Annotated in this window: 17 protein-coding genes; 12 read left to right on the top strand and 5 right to left on the bottom strand. The window is 43.1% G+C overall.

Annotated features, from left to right (window positions below; translation table 11 throughout):
• Nucleotides 1-143: 143 nt before the first annotated feature.
• Entirely contained in the window at nucleotides 144-1,526 is a 1,383-nt protein-coding gene (gene gdhA / locus ACJ9PY_RS26550; protein ID WP_187050305.1) for an NADP-specific glutamate dehydrogenase, read from the bottom strand.
• Nucleotides 1,527-1,681: 155 nt separating this feature from the next.
• On the opposite strand from gdhA, the gene ACJ9PY_RS26545 reads away from it, so the two are divergent.
• The 3 genes from ACJ9PY_RS26545 (at nucleotide 1,682) to ACJ9PY_RS26535 (ending at nucleotide 5,336) form a co-directional block, all read left to right on the top strand.
• Complete coding sequence (locus ACJ9PY_RS26545; protein WP_411739319.1) at nucleotides 1,682-2,587, top strand: LysR family transcriptional regulator; 906 nt, start codon at nucleotides 1,682-1,684, stop codon at nucleotides 2,585-2,587.
• 446 nt (nucleotides 2,588-3,033) lie between these two features.
• Nucleotides 3,034-4,026 carry a PTS transporter subunit IIC gene (locus tag ACJ9PY_RS26540; RefSeq protein ID WP_048685684.1) on the top strand — a complete coding sequence of 331 codons (993 nt, stop codon included), beginning with the start codon at nucleotides 3,034-3,036 and terminating at the stop codon, nucleotides 4,024-4,026.
• Nucleotides 4,027-4,136: 110 nt separating this feature from the next.
• Complete coding sequence (locus ACJ9PY_RS26535) at nucleotides 4,137-5,336, top strand: class I SAM-dependent rRNA methyltransferase (RefSeq protein WP_411739318.1); 1,200 nt, start codon at nucleotides 4,137-4,139, stop codon at nucleotides 5,334-5,336.
• Nucleotides 5,337-5,420: 84 nt separating this feature from the next.
• On the opposite strand, the gene ACJ9PY_RS26530 is transcribed toward ACJ9PY_RS26535, so the two are convergent.
• On the bottom strand, nucleotides 5,421-6,092 hold the full coding sequence (locus ACJ9PY_RS26530) for a lysoplasmalogenase (protein ID WP_098864451.1): 672 nt from the start codon (nucleotides 6,090-6,092) through the stop codon (nucleotides 5,421-5,423).
• Nucleotides 6,093-6,207: 115 nt separating this feature from the next.
• Nucleotides 6,208-7,476: a dicarboxylate/amino acid:cation symporter gene (locus tag ACJ9PY_RS26525; RefSeq protein WP_411739317.1), complete on the bottom strand. Its 1,269-nt coding sequence runs from the start codon at nucleotides 7,474-7,476 to the stop codon at nucleotides 6,208-6,210.
• A gap of 166 nt (nucleotides 7,477-7,642) precedes the next feature.
• Here ACJ9PY_RS26525 and ACJ9PY_RS26520 point away from each other — a divergent pair, with 166 nt between their 5' ends.
• The 3 genes from ACJ9PY_RS26520 to ACJ9PY_RS26510 all read left to right on the top strand — a co-directional run bounded on the left by ACJ9PY_RS26520 (nucleotide 7,643) and on the right by ACJ9PY_RS26510 (nucleotide 9,956).
• Nucleotides 7,643-8,449, top strand: coding sequence for an alpha/beta fold hydrolase (locus ACJ9PY_RS26520; protein WP_411739316.1), 807 nt, complete (start codon nucleotides 7,643-7,645; stop codon nucleotides 8,447-8,449).
• A 285-nt stretch (nucleotides 8,450-8,734) separates the two neighbouring features.
• Nucleotides 8,735-9,490, top strand: a complete 756-nt coding sequence (locus ACJ9PY_RS26515) for a threonine/serine exporter family protein (RefSeq protein WP_283929722.1) — start codon at nucleotides 8,735-8,737, stop codon at nucleotides 9,488-9,490.
• Between the two features lie 16 nt (nucleotides 9,491-9,506).
• Nucleotides 9,507-9,956: a threonine/serine exporter family protein gene (locus tag ACJ9PY_RS26510; protein WP_170956501.1), complete on the top strand. Its 450-nt coding sequence runs from the start codon at nucleotides 9,507-9,509 to the stop codon at nucleotides 9,954-9,956.
• A 105-nt stretch (nucleotides 9,957-10,061) separates the two neighbouring features.
• On the opposite strand, the gene ACJ9PY_RS26505 is transcribed toward ACJ9PY_RS26510, so the two are convergent.
• Nucleotides 10,062-11,600 carry a cation acetate symporter gene (locus ACJ9PY_RS26505; RefSeq protein ID WP_411739315.1) on the bottom strand — a complete coding sequence of 513 codons (1,539 nt, stop codon included), beginning with the start codon at nucleotides 11,598-11,600 and terminating at the stop codon, nucleotides 10,062-10,064.
• Nucleotides 11,601-11,614: 14 nt separating this feature from the next.
• Entirely contained in the window at nucleotides 11,615-11,953 is a 339-nt protein-coding gene (locus tag ACJ9PY_RS26500; RefSeq protein ID WP_063589618.1) for a DUF485 domain-containing protein, read from the bottom strand.
• A 225-nt stretch (nucleotides 11,954-12,178) separates the two neighbouring features.
• Between ACJ9PY_RS26500 and ACJ9PY_RS26495 the strand changes: the two genes are divergently transcribed.
• The 6 genes from ACJ9PY_RS26495 (at nucleotide 12,179) to ACJ9PY_RS26470 (ending at nucleotide 17,601) form a co-directional block, all read left to right on the top strand.
• Nucleotides 12,179-13,147 carry an efflux RND transporter periplasmic adaptor subunit gene (locus tag ACJ9PY_RS26495; protein WP_411739314.1) on the top strand — a complete coding sequence of 323 codons (969 nt, stop codon included), beginning with the start codon at nucleotides 12,179-12,181 and terminating at the stop codon, nucleotides 13,145-13,147.
• 1 nt (nucleotide 13,148) lies between these two features.
• A complete protein-coding gene (locus tag ACJ9PY_RS26490) occupies nucleotides 13,149-13,889 on the top strand; it encodes an ABC transporter ATP-binding protein (RefSeq protein ID WP_063574599.1) in 741 nt (246 codons plus the stop codon).
• Entirely contained in the window at nucleotides 13,837-15,006 is a 1,170-nt protein-coding gene (locus ACJ9PY_RS26485) for an ABC transporter permease (RefSeq protein ID WP_411739313.1), read from the top strand. The genes ACJ9PY_RS26490 and ACJ9PY_RS26485 overlap by 53 nt, the downstream gene beginning before the upstream one ends.
• A 108-nt stretch (nucleotides 15,007-15,114) precedes the next feature.
• Nucleotides 15,115-15,786 carry a response regulator transcription factor gene (locus ACJ9PY_RS26480; RefSeq protein ID WP_057278246.1) on the top strand — a complete coding sequence of 224 codons (672 nt, stop codon included), beginning with the start codon at nucleotides 15,115-15,117 and terminating at the stop codon, nucleotides 15,784-15,786.
• A 10-nt stretch (nucleotides 15,787-15,796) separates the two neighbouring features.
• Nucleotides 15,797-17,035 (top strand): sensor histidine kinase, encoded by a 1,239-nt coding sequence (locus ACJ9PY_RS26475; protein WP_411739312.1) that lies wholly within the window; start codon nucleotides 15,797-15,799, stop codon nucleotides 17,033-17,035.
• Between the two features lie 119 nt (nucleotides 17,036-17,154).
• Nucleotides 17,155-17,601, top strand: coding sequence for a hypothetical protein (locus ACJ9PY_RS26470; protein WP_411739311.1), 447 nt, complete (start codon nucleotides 17,155-17,157; stop codon nucleotides 17,599-17,601).
• The last annotated feature ends 144 nt before the right edge of the window (nucleotides 17,602-17,745 follow it).

The raw sequence follows: 17,745 nt of genomic DNA, 5'->3' as shown, positions 1-17,745 counted from the left end.
GTGAGAAAGAAATGTTTTGATCTCATTGATGTGATCTTAGTGTGGATATTCAGCTTGAAATGATATCAATAAGAGGAGATAGAAAAGTAGTTCATTTTTTTAGGCGGCCCCGTATCGGAACCGCCCATTACATCCATTGATTGCTAGAGTACACCTTGAGTCAGCATCGCATCCGCCACTTTAAGGAATCCGGCAATATTGGCCCCGACAACTAAATTGCCAGGCGCACCATATGCTTCGGCAGCCTCTATGCTGTTTTTATAGATATTTTTCATGATCTCATGCAGCTTGGCATCGACTTCTTCGAAAGTCCAAGGCATCCTGGCACTGTTTTGGGCCATTTCGAGTGCAGACACGGCTACGCCGCCTGCATTGGCTGCTTTTGCTGGTCCAAAAAGGATGCCGTTATTAAGGAATACATCAATGGCCTCAAGGGTTGAAGGCATATTAGCGCCCTCACCGACTGCCTTCACATTATTTTTGACCAGTAATTTTGCTGCTTCTTCATCGATTTCGTTTTGTGTGGCACAAGGCAGTGCGATGTCGCATGGTACAGACCAGATGCCGTAGCTTCCTTCATGGTATACAGCCTCCGGGTGCGCATCGACATACTCGCTTAAACGTTTTCGTTCCACTTCTTTTAGACGTCTGACTGTATCAAGATTCAGGCCATTTTCATCATATATGTAGCCATTGGAGTCGCTGCATGCAACAACTTTAGCGCCTAGCTGTGTAGCTTTTTCAATGGCATAAATGGATACATTGCCAGACCCTGAGATAACGACAGTGCTGCCATGGAATTGTAACCCTTTGTCTTTTAGCATTTCTTCGACAAAGTAAACCGTTCCATATCCAGTCGCCTCTGTACGGGCCAAGCTTCCGCCGTAACTTATGCCTTTACCGGTTAAAACACCGGCATGGTAGCTGCCTTGCATCTTTTTATACTGGCCGAACAAGTACCCGATCTCCCTTGCACCGACTCCGATATCACCAGCCGGTACGTCTGTATCAGGGCCGATATAACGAGATAGTTCTGACATGAAGCTTTGGCAAAAACGCATGATTTCCGCATCCGATTTTCCTTTTGGATCGAAGTCCGATCCGCCTTTACCCCCACCGATCGGCTGGCCAGTAAGCGAGTTTTTAAAGATTTGCTCGAAACCAAGAAACTTTATGATGCTGGAATTGACAGTGGGGTGGAAACGGAGACCGCCTTTGAATGGTCCGATTGCACTGTTGAATTGCACACGAAAACCACGGTTGACTTGAACATTTCCCAGGTCATCAACCCAAGAGACACGGAAGGTGATCATTCTTTCGGGTTCTACAAGCCTCTCCAATATCCCGCTTTTCATATATTCTGGATGTTTTGCAAAAACCGGGACCAATGAAAGGAATATCTCCTTTACGGCTTGATGGAATTCACTTTCGTGAGGATTACGTTCCTTTACCTGCGCGTATACTTGACGTACGAACTCTCTGGCAACCTGCAATTCCTCATGTTCGACTTCCTGTGAAGTGGTCATTGTTTTCTCTCCTTTAGTTAAAGTCATAAAATATTAAATAGGGTAAGTCTATCGGTTTTTATATGATACTTTCATGATATAATTTAAGAATGAAACGAACAATCTGAATATTAGATAAATAACATGCTGTTTTGATATGAAAGAGGGAGCTTAGATTGGAATTAAGGCAAATTGAATATTTCATTGAAGTGGCAAAGCGTGAACATATGACGGAAGCAGCAGTGGATTTGCATGTTGCCCAGTCTGCTGTCAGTCGCCAAATATACAATTTAGAAGAAGAGCTGGGTGTGCCCTTATTTATCAGGGAAGGCCGAAAGATTAGATTGACGCCTATAGGCCATACATTTTTATCTCATATGGAACAAGCTATGGATATAATCAATCGTGCCAAGCGTGAGATGGCCGAAAGTCTGGATCCGGAAAAAGGGACAATCCGCATTGGCTTTCCCAGCAGTTTGGCTTCTTATGTATTGCCAAGGGTCATTTCCGACTTCAGGGAAAGTTACCCCCAGGCGAAATTCACATTGAAACAAGGTTCCTATCGCTACCTGATAGATTCTGTGATTAAAGGAAACATTAACATGGCCTTGATTGGCCCCCTGCCGATGAATGAAAAGAAAATCAAAGGGGAAACGCTGTTTATTGAGAACTTAGTTGCCCTTCTGCCAGAAAGCCATCCTTTGGCCCTGAAGAAATCACTATCCTTGAATGAGCTTCAAGGAAATCCGTTCATCTTATCTCCAAAGGGTTATGTTTTAAGGGATCTCGTTATGAAAGCTTGCAAATTGCATGGCTTTGAACCGGAAGTGGCATTTGAAGGGAAAGATACTGATGCCATAAAAGGCCTGGTGGCGGCAGGTCTGGGTATAACTTTGATACCTGAGATTTCCTTGATTGATAGCTTGCCGCGTTTTACGGTTAGATTGCCGCTGGAGGAACCTTCCGTTACCAGGGCTGTAGGAGTCATCGTTCCGACTGATAGGGAACTGATGCCAACGGAGAAATTATTTTACCAATATTTGAAGGACACTTTTGCCAAATTGGAAGGATTTCAAAAATAGGATGATATTTATTAGAAAAGGCATAAATACAGCTAATGAGAGAATCCTTAATCGGATTCTTTTTTTGTGGCAAATGCTCCAAAATATTTCCATGTAGGCATCCTTAAAAGGGGGTAACTTATTTTGAAATAATGAATTATTGATTTATATTGAATAGTAATGTGTTAAACCTTTATTTTTGAAAGCGCTTTTATTTTTTTGGAATAAAAATATTACTTACATTATCAGAAAATTCATGTTATTATACGAACAGACATTAACAGACATTAACAGACATTAACAGACATTAACAGACATTAACAGACATTCGGGCAGCGGTACGATATACTTATTAGGCTTTTTAAAAGAAGACCTTTATTTTTTTTTTGATTTTCCTAAATTGAATATTCTGATAATTAACAAGGAGTGGAGATATAGTGAGCAGGAAAGAATACATCAGCGATCGAATGTACAAGGCATCAACGGGGATAGCCAACGCTGTTTTGGTTACATTAGGGATCGGGTTATTGTTTGAATCCATAGGGGGATATTTAGGTTGGGAGGTCTTTCTGGCAATAGGCGGGGCCGCGAAGGTCTTGCTGGCACCAGCTTTAGGAGCAGGAATCGCCTATCAGCTAGGAGGGAATTCATTAATTATTTTTAGCGCCATGGCTTCAAGTGCTGTTGGAGGTGCTGCCATTCACAAAACGGCTGAGGGTGCCTTCACGATTGTTACGGGCCAGCCGCTAAGTGCTGTCTTGGCAGCGGTGATTGCAACATATATAGGTAAGCGCATAATCGGCAAAACGAAGTTGGACATCATGGCCATCCCAATGGGTGCCGTTCTTGTCGGTGGAGTTTCGGGATATGGCCTGGCTCTTGTCACCACTCCGCTCCTAACATGGATAAGCAGTCAAACTACCGCTGCGGTCGAGGGTTCCCCATTAATCGGTTCCATGGTCATAGCCTTGGTATGGAGCATTTTATTGATGACACCGGCGTCTTCCGCCGCATTGGCGATCGCCCTGCAATTGGATCCCGTTTCCAGTGCTGCAGCCCTAATCGGATGTACGGTTCAGTTTGTCGGGTTCACTGTCATGTCTTATAAAGATAATGATATGGGCGGGTTCCTGGCACAGATGGTCGTTACGCCAAAAGTTCAATTTCCTAACCTGATCAAAAAACCATTATATGTAGTTCCGCCTTTTGTGGCGGCAATCATCTGTGCGCCTATCGCTACCTTGGCATTCGATTTTCAAGTGCCGTATGAGCTTGGAGGCATGGGGTTAAGTTCAATGATTGCCCCGATTGCCATCATTACCGGTCAGGGGCTATACACGTTCTTGGTTTATGTGGCAGTGGGGATGGTATTGCCAGCTGTGATCACGCTTGCCTTACATCGCGTATTGAAGATGATGGGTAAAGTTAAGCCAGGCGATCTTCATTTGGAAGTTTCATAATCAAAGTTTTCTTGGAAACCAGCCAGGTTAAGGAACCGGGCTGGTTTTTATTTATAAGGGGATTAGGGTAAAATGGGGAGGAAAGCATTTGCAAAGATAGGATGATATAGATGGGAAAAGAAATCGATATAAAAGTGAAAGCTAAGTTCGTGAGTAAAATCAGCAAGGGTTTTCCCTTGATTGTTAAAGAGTCGATAGCCAATCTTAATGACCTTCAGGAAGAGGGATCCTTGGTGCGCTTGGTGGATGAGAACAACCGCTTTCTGGCAAAAGGATATTATGGCATACAGAATAAGGGCTATGGCTGGATATTGACCCGAAGAGAGAATGAAAAGATCGATCAATCCTTCTTTAACGGAAAAATCCAGGCTGCATATGAATTCCGAAAGTCTTTTTTTGAAGATGGGGAGACTACAGCTTTCCGCTTGTTTAATGGGGAAGGTGATGGAATTGGCGGTTTAATCATTGATCATTATGATGGCCATTTTGTCATTAGCTGGTATAGCAAAGGAATATATTCCTTTAAGGACTACATCATTAAGGCATTGCAGGAAACGGTCGAGGTCAAATCGATTTATCAGAAGAAACGCTTTGATACAAAGGGACAGTACGTGGATGAAGACGATTTTGTCATGGGCGAACAGCCGGAATTTCCGCTTCTTGTAAAGGAAAATGGAGTCCATTTTGCTGTTTATCTGAATGATGGCGCAATGGTCGGTGTCTTCCTTGATCAACGCGATGTCAGACGGAAAATCCGCGATGAATACGCAAAAGGGAAAACGGTTTTGAATATGTTCTCCTATACGGGAGCATTCTCCGTGTTTGCCGCTTTAGGCGGTGCTGTTAAAACAACGAGTGTCGACCTGGCGAATCGAAGTTTACCAAAGACGATCGAGCAGTTCAGTGTGAATGGGATAGATCCTGAAGATCACAATATCGTGGTGATGGATGTTTTCAAGTATTTTAAATATGCGGTGAAGAAAGCCTTGAAATTTGAAATGGTCATCCTTGATCCGCCTAGCTTTGCCAAATCGAAGAAGTTTACTTTCAGTGCCGGAAAAGACTATACGAATCTACTGAAGGATACCATTTCCATTACGGAAGACAACGGGGTGATTATCGCCTCAACTAATTGCAGTACGTTCGACATGAAAAAATTCAAGAACTTCATTGATGTTGCTTTCAAGGAAATGAATGGAAAGTATGAAATCATGGAACAATTCTCATTGCCGGCTGATTTTAAAACAATTCCTGAGTATAAGGAAGGGAATTATTTAAAAGTAGTCTTCATTAAGAAAATTAAAGGATAAGAAAAGGCGTCCACAGTTCAAGCAGAACTGTGAATGCCTTTTTTATAATGTAAATGTTTCATGTGGAACGATTGGACATTAGATTCACTGGATAGGCCGTTCACTTTTCAAACCTCTCGATACATGTAAGGGAGGTTTCCTACGGATGCTGTTAGCGATGCAAAACTGTGCTGCATAGTAGGTAAGCATGATCAGTGGACCTGAAAAGGCAACATCATCAATAAACTTGTTCCAAGATAAAATGGAGTCGGAAATCATGAAGAGGAGCCCGCCGATGATTGCGGCCGCATTTCCGGTCATAAATGCTGCCCAGCCCATAAGGGAGATGACCGTTACATAGCAGATCACAGGGATGATGAGGTTATGTTCACCTTTTTCGATTAATGAATGTAGCATTTCACGGCTAATCCAAGTGGAGTAAATGCTAATCGGAAGAATCGTCGCAAATCGGAGCCATGAAAAGTTCCATCGTCCAAAGAATGCCGAAATATAGAAAAGGTGGCCGATCAAGAAGGCGGAAAGCCCGATGACGAACCAAATCAACAAACCATCTCCAAGCATGCAAAAGAATAAACCAAGAAGGATTAAGGATTGGTAATGCCCCCGTCTTCCTACATTAGTGCGGGCGTAGAGCAAAATCAATAACATGGGGAGTACCTTGAACAGTATTTTTATGATCAAAGGCTCTTCCGGTATAAGAAAAATATAGGATAGTCCCGTGATAAGGATTGCCGCAGGTAGGCATTTCATTAACATTCCATTCCCTCCTTCAATCTTTAATTCTATGCAAGGGGAAGGAACCCCTTGTCAAAAGTCGTGAAAATGAAAAAACTGGCCCCTGTTTTAACCAGGAGCCAGTCAGTCATAAGAATCATACGGCTGAGTTTTCTTTAACGAAAGCTTGTTTTAACCAGTTTTTCCCCTCAACAAGCCTTGTGACAAGCATGGCACAAACCGTGTTTCCTGTTGAGTTAAGCAATGTAGCGGGAGCATCGATGATCGTGGATATAACGGCAATGATAGGAAGGACTTCTACAGGGAAGCCGAATACGCTAAGAATCAACATTTCCCCAATCATGCCTCCCCCAGGAATGGCACCCATAACAGCTCCAACCAAAAAGGCAACAGCAAGTATACTTAAAATGCTTGAAATGCTTGTCATATCCTTTCCAAATAAGCTGAATAGGAAAACGATTTTCAATACACCGCCGAATACCGAACCATCTTTATGAGTGTTGGCTCCGAGTGGGATGACAGTCTCCGCTATATCCTTAGGCACGCCCATTTTCTTGACTGATTCCAGGTTGACTGGAATGGACGCGGCACTTGAACAAGTTGCGATGGCTGTAATGGATGGTGTCAGGGCATTTTTCCAAAATAGTTTAACTCCATCTTTCCCGCCGGCGATAAAGGCATACAAAGTGAAGAAGCCGAAATAATAAATCATGGCCAAGACTAGATAAAGAATGAAAGTGCGAGCATATCCTTCTAAAATCTGAGGCCCAAGCTGCCCGATAATCGCCGCAAAATAAGCACCAAGTCCAATTGGCGCATAGTGCATGACGATTTTGACGACCTTCATCATGACAGCTGTACCTGCTGTCAAAAACTCAGTAATCGGTCTTGCTTTCTCACCAGCCAGTGCAGTGGAAAGTCCGATTAATACTGAGAAAACGATAAGCTGAAGCATATTGCTTCTGGAGAACAGTTCTGGAAAGTCGGAAACGGTTACAGTGCTGACCAGTTGACTGAAGAAGGAAACTTCTTCGATGGTCTCTTCAGGGGAACTGTTTTCCATCAGTTCTTTAATGGCTGTCGTATCAGTGCCCTCCAACGGATTGACGATGGTTGTCCCAATAAATCCAATGACGGCAGCTAAAGCGGCTGTTGTCAGGAAAACGAGAACGATACTTCCCATGATTTTTCCGAGACGCTTCATTCCGCTCATATTGGCAATCGCTGAAGCAATGCTGAAAAATACCAATGGCACGATGATCGTGAACATCAGATTTAAGAATAAGTCCCCTAGCGGCTGTATGATCGAGGTTTTCTCCCCGAAAACCACGCCCGCTATCCCACCGATAATGATGGCAGTGAGCAGTATTAAAGAGGATCGATAGTTTTTGATAAAGCTCTTCATTTAAATTCCGTCCTTTCAGGATGAAGATATCAATAAAAATATACTTCATTATCAACTCTAAAATCGGGTTTGACAATATTTTTTTATAGGAAGGAATGTTAAAAGAATAAAGGCAATAAATAATAATGGGGGATGGATGGTGAAAATATCGAGAAGGAGGGATAGAATGGCATTTGTTGAGGTGGAAGAAGGCGTTCGGTTATTTTATGAAGAAAAGGGCCAGGGGAGACCGATTATCTTTATCCATGGTGTGTGGATGAGCAGCCGGTTCTTTAAAAGGCAGCTGCCGTACTTTTCAGGAAAATATAGAACGATATTGCTTGATTTAAGAAGTCATGGCCAGTCAAATCATGTACATTACGGAAATACGGTCTCCGTTTATGCAAAAGATCTTCATGCGTTCATAGGTGAACTGGGATTAAAGGATGTCATACTTGTAGGGTGGTCGATGGGGGCATTTGTCGTTTGGGATTATCTTAAGCAATTCGGTGAGGGAAATGTTCATTCAACTGTGATCGTGGATGAATTGGCCTCTGATTTTAAGTGGCCCGATTTTCATATCGGTGCATTTGATATGGAAACGTTGATTGCCTTCATGACAGAAATTCAAACGAATCGTACCCCATTTTTGAATAAATTCCTTGCTTCCATGTTCAACAATGAATTATCTGCAGAGGATGCAGGCTGGATGCTTGGGGAAGTGACCAAAATGCCGGAATCCATTGCTGGCAGCATTCTATTTGACCAATCGATTGTGGACTATCGTGACTTCTTGCCAGCAATTAATGTACCTACACTTCTCTGTTTTGGAAGGCATGAAAAAGTCATTCCTGTAGCAGCTGGGGAACATTTGCATAAAAACATTCCGAATTCCAAACTAGTAATCTTTGAAGAGAGTTGCCATTGTCCGTTCATGGAAGAAAGCGATTTGTTTAATGAAACCGTGAATTGCTTCATTCAAAAGGGAGTATAGTCGTACAGCAGGATAGGAAAAGGGGGATGCAGTGACCGTGTCTGCACTCCTTTTAATTATGGATATAATTGAATTTTCTTCTAACTAAATGGTTTCGGCATGGAATAAGGGGAATACTGGTATTAGAAGATAGTAGTGAAAGGTTAATGGAATTGATAAATTAAATAGGTAATATTTATATATCCTTTTCATAGGAATTGGGCTATTATGAGGTGGATTTAAATTGGTGTGATCATTTATCTGTTATTGAGCGAAACTCATGCAGGAAGTAATGGAGAGGATAAAATGGATGATCGTTTACCATACAATGAAATTATAGATGTATGTTTACTTGCGGGAAAAATCATGCTTCAGAACGGAGCGGAAACATCAAGGGTGGAAGATACGATGGTTAGAATCGCTGCAGCATTTGGGTGCGGTGAATCACACAGTTTTTCAACCCCTACTGGAATTATTTTTTCGCTGGATGGCATGCACCCAGCTTCAAAATTGATCCGGGTTTCCCAACGATCTACAGATTTACATAAGGTGACGCTGGTTAATAGTATATCCCGAAGCATTTCCAGCAAGGAAATGACACCGGAGGAAGCATATATACGGTTAAAACAAATCGAAAAGGCCGGGATGGGGTATCCCATGTGGGTGCAGGTCTTTGCTGCATTTATAGCGAGCGGCTGCTTTTTAATCATGTTCCAAGGACAGTGGAGTGATTTCATCTGGTCCTGCATAGCTGGAGGAATGGGATTCTCATGCCTGCTTTATTTGCACTGGTTACTGGAAGTCCGTTTTTTTGCTGAATTCATCGCCTCTTTAGTCGTAGGATTAGTAGCTATGTTCTTTGTCCAGATTGGAGTAGGGAGTAATTTGGACACGATAATCATCGGAGCGGTAATGCCGCTTGTGCCAGGGCTATTAATAACGAATGCAGCCAGGGATTTAATTGCAGGGCATTTGGTTTCGGGTCTATCCAAGGGTGCTGATGCAGGTTTGACTGCTTTAGCCATTGGGGCAGGAATATCGGCCGCGTTTGTTTTCTTATGATTTTAGGGGAGGAAGAATGATGATTGCACAGCTTATTACAAGTTTCATTGCCTCAGCCGCCTTTGGAGTCATCTTCAATGTACCAAAGAATTCATTGTTTCAATGTGGTTTCGTGGGGATGTTGGGGTGGATCTTATACTTTGCTCTGGTTGAAAATGAGATAAACAGCATCATTGCAACATTAGCGTCTGCATTTATCGTTGCGGTCATCAGCCAGTATTTTGCTAAAAGGTATAAAACGCCGATCACGATTTTCAATGTATCGGGAATCATCCCCCTCGTCCCTGGAGGTTTGTCGTATGATGCGATGAAGCATTTTGTCGGAAATGATTTTTATGTCGCCGTTCAGCTGGCAGCCAAAGTTTTCATGCTGGCTGGTGCCATTGCGATGGGACTGATCTTTGCAGAAGTCATGAACCAGTTAGTAACTAAGTACAATAGAAGGAAGGTAAGATTGAGAAGTTAACGGGAATCTTCCTGATGGGTATGTTCTGAATAAAGAGAAAGGAGAGCAGGCCGAAGCCTGATCTCCTTTCTCTTTTTGATATTTTAAAATAATAATGAATCTAGTTTATATAGGATCTTTCATCCCAGTGTTGGCAGTAACCAAAATTTCGTCGAATTTTTTGGCATCAGCTTTCTTACTTGACAGAAGTGTTCCGGCGATGGCTGCGATAAAACCAATCGGGATGGAGATGATGCCTGGGTTGGCAAGCGGGAATAATGGTTCCCCAACGAATATTGCCGCTCCCTCCACCGGAGACCAGACATTGGGACTTAGGAATACAAGCAATAAAGAACTGACCAGTCCAACTAACATGCCTGTTACAGCCCCAGTCGTGTTAAAACGTTTCCAGAATACCGTGAAGACAATGATGGGCAGATTGGCACTGGCAGCGACGGCAAAGGCGAGTGAAACAAGAAAGGCGACATTCATGTTTTGGGCAAATAAGGCCAGGATGATGGAAAGGATGGATACTCCGATGGATGCCCAACGAGCAGCAACGACTTGTTCTTTGTCGGTGGCTTGACCTTTCCGGATGATGTGGCCATAGAAGTCATGGGCAAAAGCAGATGCTGCCGATAGAACGAGACCTGCCACAACCGCTAAAATGGTAGCGAAAGCAACTGCAGAGACAAAGGCGAACAGGAAGTCTCCCCCAATGGCTTCCGCAAGCAGCGGAGCAGCCATATTGCCGGCCGCATTCGCGGCTATGATCTTGTCATAACCAACAAAGGCTGCCGCTCCAAAGCCGAGGAAAATGGTCATTATATAAAAGATGCCAATGATCCAAGTGGCATATACCACGGACTTTCGGGCTGTGATGGCGTCTTTCACCGTAAAGAAACGGATGAGAATGTGAGGTAGTCCAGCCGTACCGAGTACAAGCGCTAAATTAAGGGATAAAGTATCCAAAGGATCCTTGAATTTATTACCGGGGTTAAGGAAATCCCCGCCCAAAGGGGTGGCTGTTTTCATCTGCCTGAACATCTCGATCACGCTAAAGTCGAATTTCGCCAACACGATGATGGAGATGATGAATGTACCTGCCATCAATAAAACGGCTTTAACGATTTGGACCCAACTGGTGGCCGTCATACCGCCGAATACGACATATACGGTCATTAAAATACCTACAATGATGACGGAGTAAAGATAATCAATTCCAAGTAAGAGTTTTATAAGGGCACCTGCACCGACTAATTGGGCGATCATATAAAAGGTTGAAATCGAAATGGTGTTAAGGGCAGCAACCCCGCGTACTTTCTTTTCATTGAAACGGGCAGCGATCATGTCCGCCAATGTATACTTGCCAAGGTTACGAAGCGGTTCGGCCACGATATAAAGAACGACCAGGTACGCAACCAGAAAACCTATGCTATAGAAAAAACCATCAAATCCAGAGAGAGCGACCATGCCGGCTATTCCCAAAAATGAGGCGGCGGACATATAATCTCCCGCAATGGCCCAGCCATTCTGCCAGCCAGTGAGGCTGCTGTCCGCCGTATAAAAGTCCGCGGTTGTTTTGGTGCGCCGTGAAGCAAAATAGGTAATGACTAATGTTAGTCCGACAATGATAAGAAATAATATAAAAGCAAGAAAATTCATTGTAAATTCACCTTTTATCCTTTCGCCTCTTTAACGATTTTTTCTACTAATTGGTCAAATGTCGCCGCTTTTCTGGAATAGAGGATGCATAAAGTCCAGGTCATGATAAATTGGGCGAAGGCAAAAATCCAGGCCCAGCTGATTGCCCCGAAGGCAATTGAGTTAAGAACTTTAGAATAGGAAGTTAGTATGGGTAGGGTGAAATAAAAGACCATGAAAAAGATGGATAGCGGGACGATGAAATTGCGTTTTTTCCTTAAGAGTTCTTGAAAAGATTGTGATTGGACGATCTTGGTATAGTCCGTGGAAGCGCTTACCTCGGTTTCCTTAGCGATTGAATCGTTTGATGCCAAGTTGGTTCCCCCTTCATCATTATTGATTTGGTTTTCATTACCATTTTCCGATAACAGTATCAGTATATATTTTTCAGAATATATTGTAAATTCAAATGCTGGAATTAAAGTTTTTTTCGTTCGACATAGTTTTTTCTTTTTACGCACAAGCAAAACCATTAAGGAAAAGTTAAGCTTCTTTCACGATACTGGTTTCAACGAAGGAAACCTGAAAGGAGAAAAGTGATGAAAAAGTTGATAACGATAGGTACGGTTTTAGTGCTGGTGATTGGGGGAAGCGTTTGGTTTTTCATGAAGGACAATGCTGAGCCTGTCATTGCGAAATCGGTGACGGCTACAGTTGAAAAGGGAAATCTTGAAGTGCAAATAAGCGGTTCCGGATCGGTCGCCGCAATCAATAGTGAGGACATTACATCTTCCGTAACGGGTGAAGTGGACGAAGTCCTTGTAGAGAAGAATGAATTGGTTGAGAAAGGTGATGAACTTATTACCTTCACGGATGGAAGTGACCCGATAACGGCCCCATTCGATGGTACCGTTACAACAATGGATGTTGAAGAAGGGGATCGTGTATCAAGCAGTGAAGTGTTGGCACATGTTACGGATTATAAAAAATTGAAAACCACGATCAGTGTTGATGAATTGGATGTTCCAAGTGTTAAAAAAGGACAAACGGTTGAAATTAAAGCCAGTGCCTTTGAAGATGAAACATTTACGGGGGAAGTAACCAGTGTAGCAAAGGAAGGTACATATGAGAATGGAGTTTCTTCATTCGATGTCACTATCAAAATTGACAAACCCGGCGATATAAAAATTGGGATGTCGACTGAAGTGAGCATTTTGACGAATAGTGTAAAAGATGCCTTATATGTTCCGATTGAAGCAGTCCAAATCGACGGGGAAGAGAAATATGTGAATATACAACAATCCGGTACAACTGAAGGAGCTGCCAGTACAAAGAAAGTGGTTGAGACTGGAATCAGCAACGATAGATATATTGAAATAACTTCAGGGCTTGAAGAGGGACAGTTTGTTTCCTTGCCTATCACCATCAATGAAAGCTCCACTGGCAGTGGCGGCGAAGGAATGAGGGGAGGCCAAGGAGGCGAGATAAGAATGCAGAGCGGCAGCGGTATGCCAAGCGGCGGGATGCCAAACGGTGGCGGAATGCCGAGTGGAAAGGGAGGTCAGTAAAATGGCGAAACCCATCATAAAAATTAAGAACATGTCTAAATCATATGAATTAGGCGGTGAAACGGTCAAGGCACTTCAGGATGTCTGTCTTACAATCGATAAAGGCGATTTCATTTCGATCATCGGTCCTTCTGGGTCAGGGAAATCGACGTTCATGAATATGATTGGCTGCCTTGATAAGCCTGACATAGGTGAATATCTTCTTGATGGTAAAGAAGTGGAAAAGATGAAGGATAATGAGTTAGCTGCCATTCGTAATATTAAAATAGGGTTCATCTTTCAAAATTTCAACCTGTTGGCAAAACTGACAGCGTTGGAGAATGTCGAACTTCCCCTGGTTTATAGAGGGGCAAGCGTGAAGGAAAGAAGAGAAGTGGCCAATGCGTGCCTTGATATGGTGGGCCTTGGTGACCGTAAGAATCATCTGCCGACCCAACTGTCGGGTGGACAGCAGCAAAGAGTTGCGATTGCAAGGGCACTTGCCGGTAATCCTCCCGTTTTATTGGCGGATGAGCCGACGGGGGCGCTTGATAGTAAAACGAGTAAAGAAGTGCTGCAGATGCTGAAAGAATTGAACGGGAAGGGACAAACAATCATTCTAATAACCCATGACTTGGAAGTGGCTAAAGAAGCGACTCGTGTCGTCCGGATACAGGATGGTCAGCTATTTGAAAACGGGGGTGATTGGATTGAATCTGAGCGAATCAATGAAGATGGCTATACGCAGTATCAAAACCAATAAAGTCAGAGCATTTTTAACCATGCTTGGGATCATAATTGGAGTTGCCTCCGTAATCGTTCTAGTTTCGATTGGGCAGGGTTCTTCACAGTCCGTTCAGGATGAAATCAATAGTCTGGGAACGAACCTGATAACGGTAAGTGTCACGGATACCGACTCCGTGGAGCTGACCGATGATACAATTGAACAGTTTAAAGAGCTGAGCGGAATATCGGAAGTGGCGCCTGTGGTCACTGGACGCGTTTATGCCAAGAACGGAGAAGCTACGGCGCAGGTTTCAATGACCGGTGCAACTTCTTCCTACTTATCAGTCAGGGATCTAGAGCTCAGTCAAGGCCGGTTTTTGACGGATATGGAAACGGAATTACGCTCCAAGGTCGTTGTCCTGGGGTCGGATACAGCCACCACGCTTTTTGAAAATCAAAAAGCCGTGGACCAGAACGTGCTTATCGGCGGTGTTTCCTATCGCGTGATCGGTGTCCTGAAATCGGTAGGCACCTCAATGGGATCGAGCGGGGATGATGTCATCATTGCACCTATCACCACTGCCGAAAGGGCTACAGGCAGCACGACAATCGGAACCGTCTATTTAAAAGCGGAGAACGAGAATTTCATGGATAGGGCAATGTACCAGGTACAAGGTGCGATGACCACATCATTCCCAGAACAGAGTGATAACTACTCGGTGTCCAATCAAGAAGATCTGATGGATACAATGAGCTCTGTATCGGACACGTTTACACTCATGCTTGGCGGTATTGCCAGTATTTCGTTACTGGTAGGAGGAATCGGGATCATGAATATCATGTTGGTTTCCGTCTCGGAGAGGACAAAGGAAATCGGGATTAGGAAAGCAATTGGGGCAAATCGGAAGTCGATTCTTCTTCAGTTCTTAATTGAAGCGATGGTCCTGAGCTGCTACGGGGGACTGTTGGGAGTTGGAATTGGCTTGGGGATCGCAAAATTGATTTCAGCTTTTTCAAGTTTAACGATTAGTTATTCTTGGACGGTGACATTGTTTGCCTTTTTATTCTCCATTTTAATTGGGATAATGTTTGGTGTATTTCCCGCCAATAAGGCATCCAAATTAAATCCAATCGAGGCACTGCGTCACGAATGAACATACCATTTTGAAAGGAAGCAGGCATTAAAAGCCCGCTTTCTTTTGCATATGAAAAAGGATAAAATCAACATATATCACAATTGAGGCGGTTGGGAGGTACCCTGCATGAAGGTTTTGGTGGTAGAAGATAATGTTTCATTATTAGAGTCGATCCGACAGATTTTGACGGATGAATATGAAGTCGATACAGCGGATAATGGGGAAGATGGGCTATTCATGGCTCAACAAAGTATTTACGATATCATCATTTTGGATGTAATGCTTCCGGGAATCGATGGATTTGAAATCGTACGGAAAATCAGGGAAGCAAAAATAGATACAAGTGTCTTGTTTTTGACGGCAAAAGATGCACTTGAGGATCGTGTCAGAGGGTTGGAAATGGGTGGCGATGATTATTTAGTCAAGCCGTTTCAGGCACCGGAACTTAAGGCCAGGATTCGTGCCCTGCTTCGAAGGAGTGGCATTATTTCGCTAGAACAGCATGTGAAATACCGCAATATTGAACTGTTGGAAAAAGAAAAGGATATTTTGGTTGATGGAAAGGTCATTAAAATGACCTTGAAACAGTTTGAATTACTGGAATACCTGATTCAAAATAATGGGAAAATATTGACCCGTGAGCAGATTTTCGACCGCATTTGGGGGTTTGATTCAGATACGACGATTGCCATTGTGGAAGTGTTCATCCATCAACTTAGAAAAAAATTGGAACCTTTCAATTATCATAAAGATATTCAAACCGTTCGGGGTATTGGTTATATGCTAAAACAACCATAAGGGGATCATTATGTTCCAAAAAACAAGGCTTCAACTAACAATATTGAATTCTATCGTCTTTATTGTCTTAATAGCCATATTAAGCAGAACGATTTATTTCTATACGGAAGACCAGATCTATAAGGATGTCAATGATTCACTTATAAAGGATTACCGGGATTTCAATAATGGCGGCATGCCAGGCGGACGTCCGCAAGGTGAGTTTCTATTAGGACCGGGGCCAAGCGTCATCGTTTGGGGGCCGGATGATACGATCATTGAGCCAAGAATGAGTGTAGATAATTTTTTTAAGGTCAATGAACAAAAATTTTTCCCTAAAACTTTTGATGACATTGAAGAAATTTCAGTGAATGGATACACGTATCGGGCCCTTTCCACCCAGGTCGATACGGGGTATGGACAGATGGCCGTACAATTCATCAGGAATGTGGATACAGAAAAGGATATGCTCGATCGCTTGCTGCTCATATTGTTCGTTGGTGGAGGAATTGGAAGTCTAGTGGCGGTGGGCGCTGGCTATCTTCTGGCAGGACGGGCCTTGATCCCGGTCAAGAAATCCTGGGATCAGCAGCAGCAGTTTGTCTCGGATGCTTCGCATGAAATTCGAACGCCGCTTGCTGTCATTCAATCGCGGGCTGATTTGCTATTTCAATCACCTAACGCGACAATCGAGGAAAAAGCCGTTGATATATCCATCATTTCCAAAGAAGTCCGCCGATTGAATAAGCTTGTTAGCGGACTTTTAACCTTGACCAGAACGGATTCGAATCAAATGGAGGTTAAGAAATCGAACTTTTTCCTTGATGATCTACTTATGGATATCGTGGAACAGTATACGGATATAGCTTCTTTTCAAGAGAAATCAATCATTAGCCATGCTCCCGAACAGGTAGTGTTTCATGGGGATAAAGAGAGAATTCATCAGCTATTGGTGATCTTGGTGGATAATGCCATGAAATTCACCGAGGAAGGCGGGGAAATTTCCCTATCCTGCATCAAGAATGCTTCATCCATCATTCTTACTGTAGAAGATAATGGAATAGGCATTCCACAGGAAGAACTCCCCTTGATTTTTAACCGTTTTTACCAAGTGGAGCAATCCCGTTCCGAAAACGAAGGCTCTGGCTTAGGTCTATCCATAGCCAAATGGATTGTAAACACACATCAAGGGAACATCAAGGTTACAAGTGAGCAGAATGAACGGACCCATTTTGAAATCACTTTTCCGAGAAATCAAAGGAAAAATTAGCTGCCATCCAATACGAAAAAGACCCTTACTTTCTTCCTTGCTGCTTAAGGAAAAATTAAGGGTCTTTTTAGATAATCATCTATCTTATAAATACATTTATTTTCGGAGGAGAATCATTGATGAAAAGACTTGGTAGGTTACACTTTTTGGTTGGAATATGGGTTCCGGTCCTCTTAATGGCCCAAGCAGTCATCGGGATCATGATGTATGTGGATGGCAGCGGCAATGAGCCCATGAATCGACAGGCGGTGATGGGGCAGCATGCCTACCGCAATACAACAGAATCGGATTCGGAGGAATCGGCTAATAGCAGTACGGAGACAGATGATTCATCGACGGAAACGGCAACTAATGATACGCAGGGCACTCCACAAGGGGGGCCTAATGGTTCCGGAACTCCAGGAGAAATGCCAAGCGGCGGCGGTTTCCAAGGCAGAGACTCTTTTGCTGGGAAATTCATCGACTTTTATCAAGGGGCATGTGGCTTGGCCGCTTCCATCATCATCTTTGTAATTGGAGTCACTGGATTAGCGACAACGGTGATATCCAGAAAAACAGCTGCCTGAATAGTCGATATTATTTAGGCAAGAGAAGGTTCCTTTCGAAGTGGAGCCTTCTTTTTTAATTCACGAAACCCATTATTGTCACTAATTGTTATTTTAAAAAGGGAAATAATAATTGCACTAAAAAAAATATTAGTTTAATATAGA

The sequence above is a fragment of the Peribacillus sp. S4 genome, from assembly GCF_046715815.1.
GTDB lineage: Bacteria > Bacillota > Bacilli > Bacillales > DSM-1321 > Peribacillus > Peribacillus frigoritolerans.
Note: the sequence above shows the minus strand (reverse complement) of the source record. Positions and strands in the feature narration are given on the sequence as shown.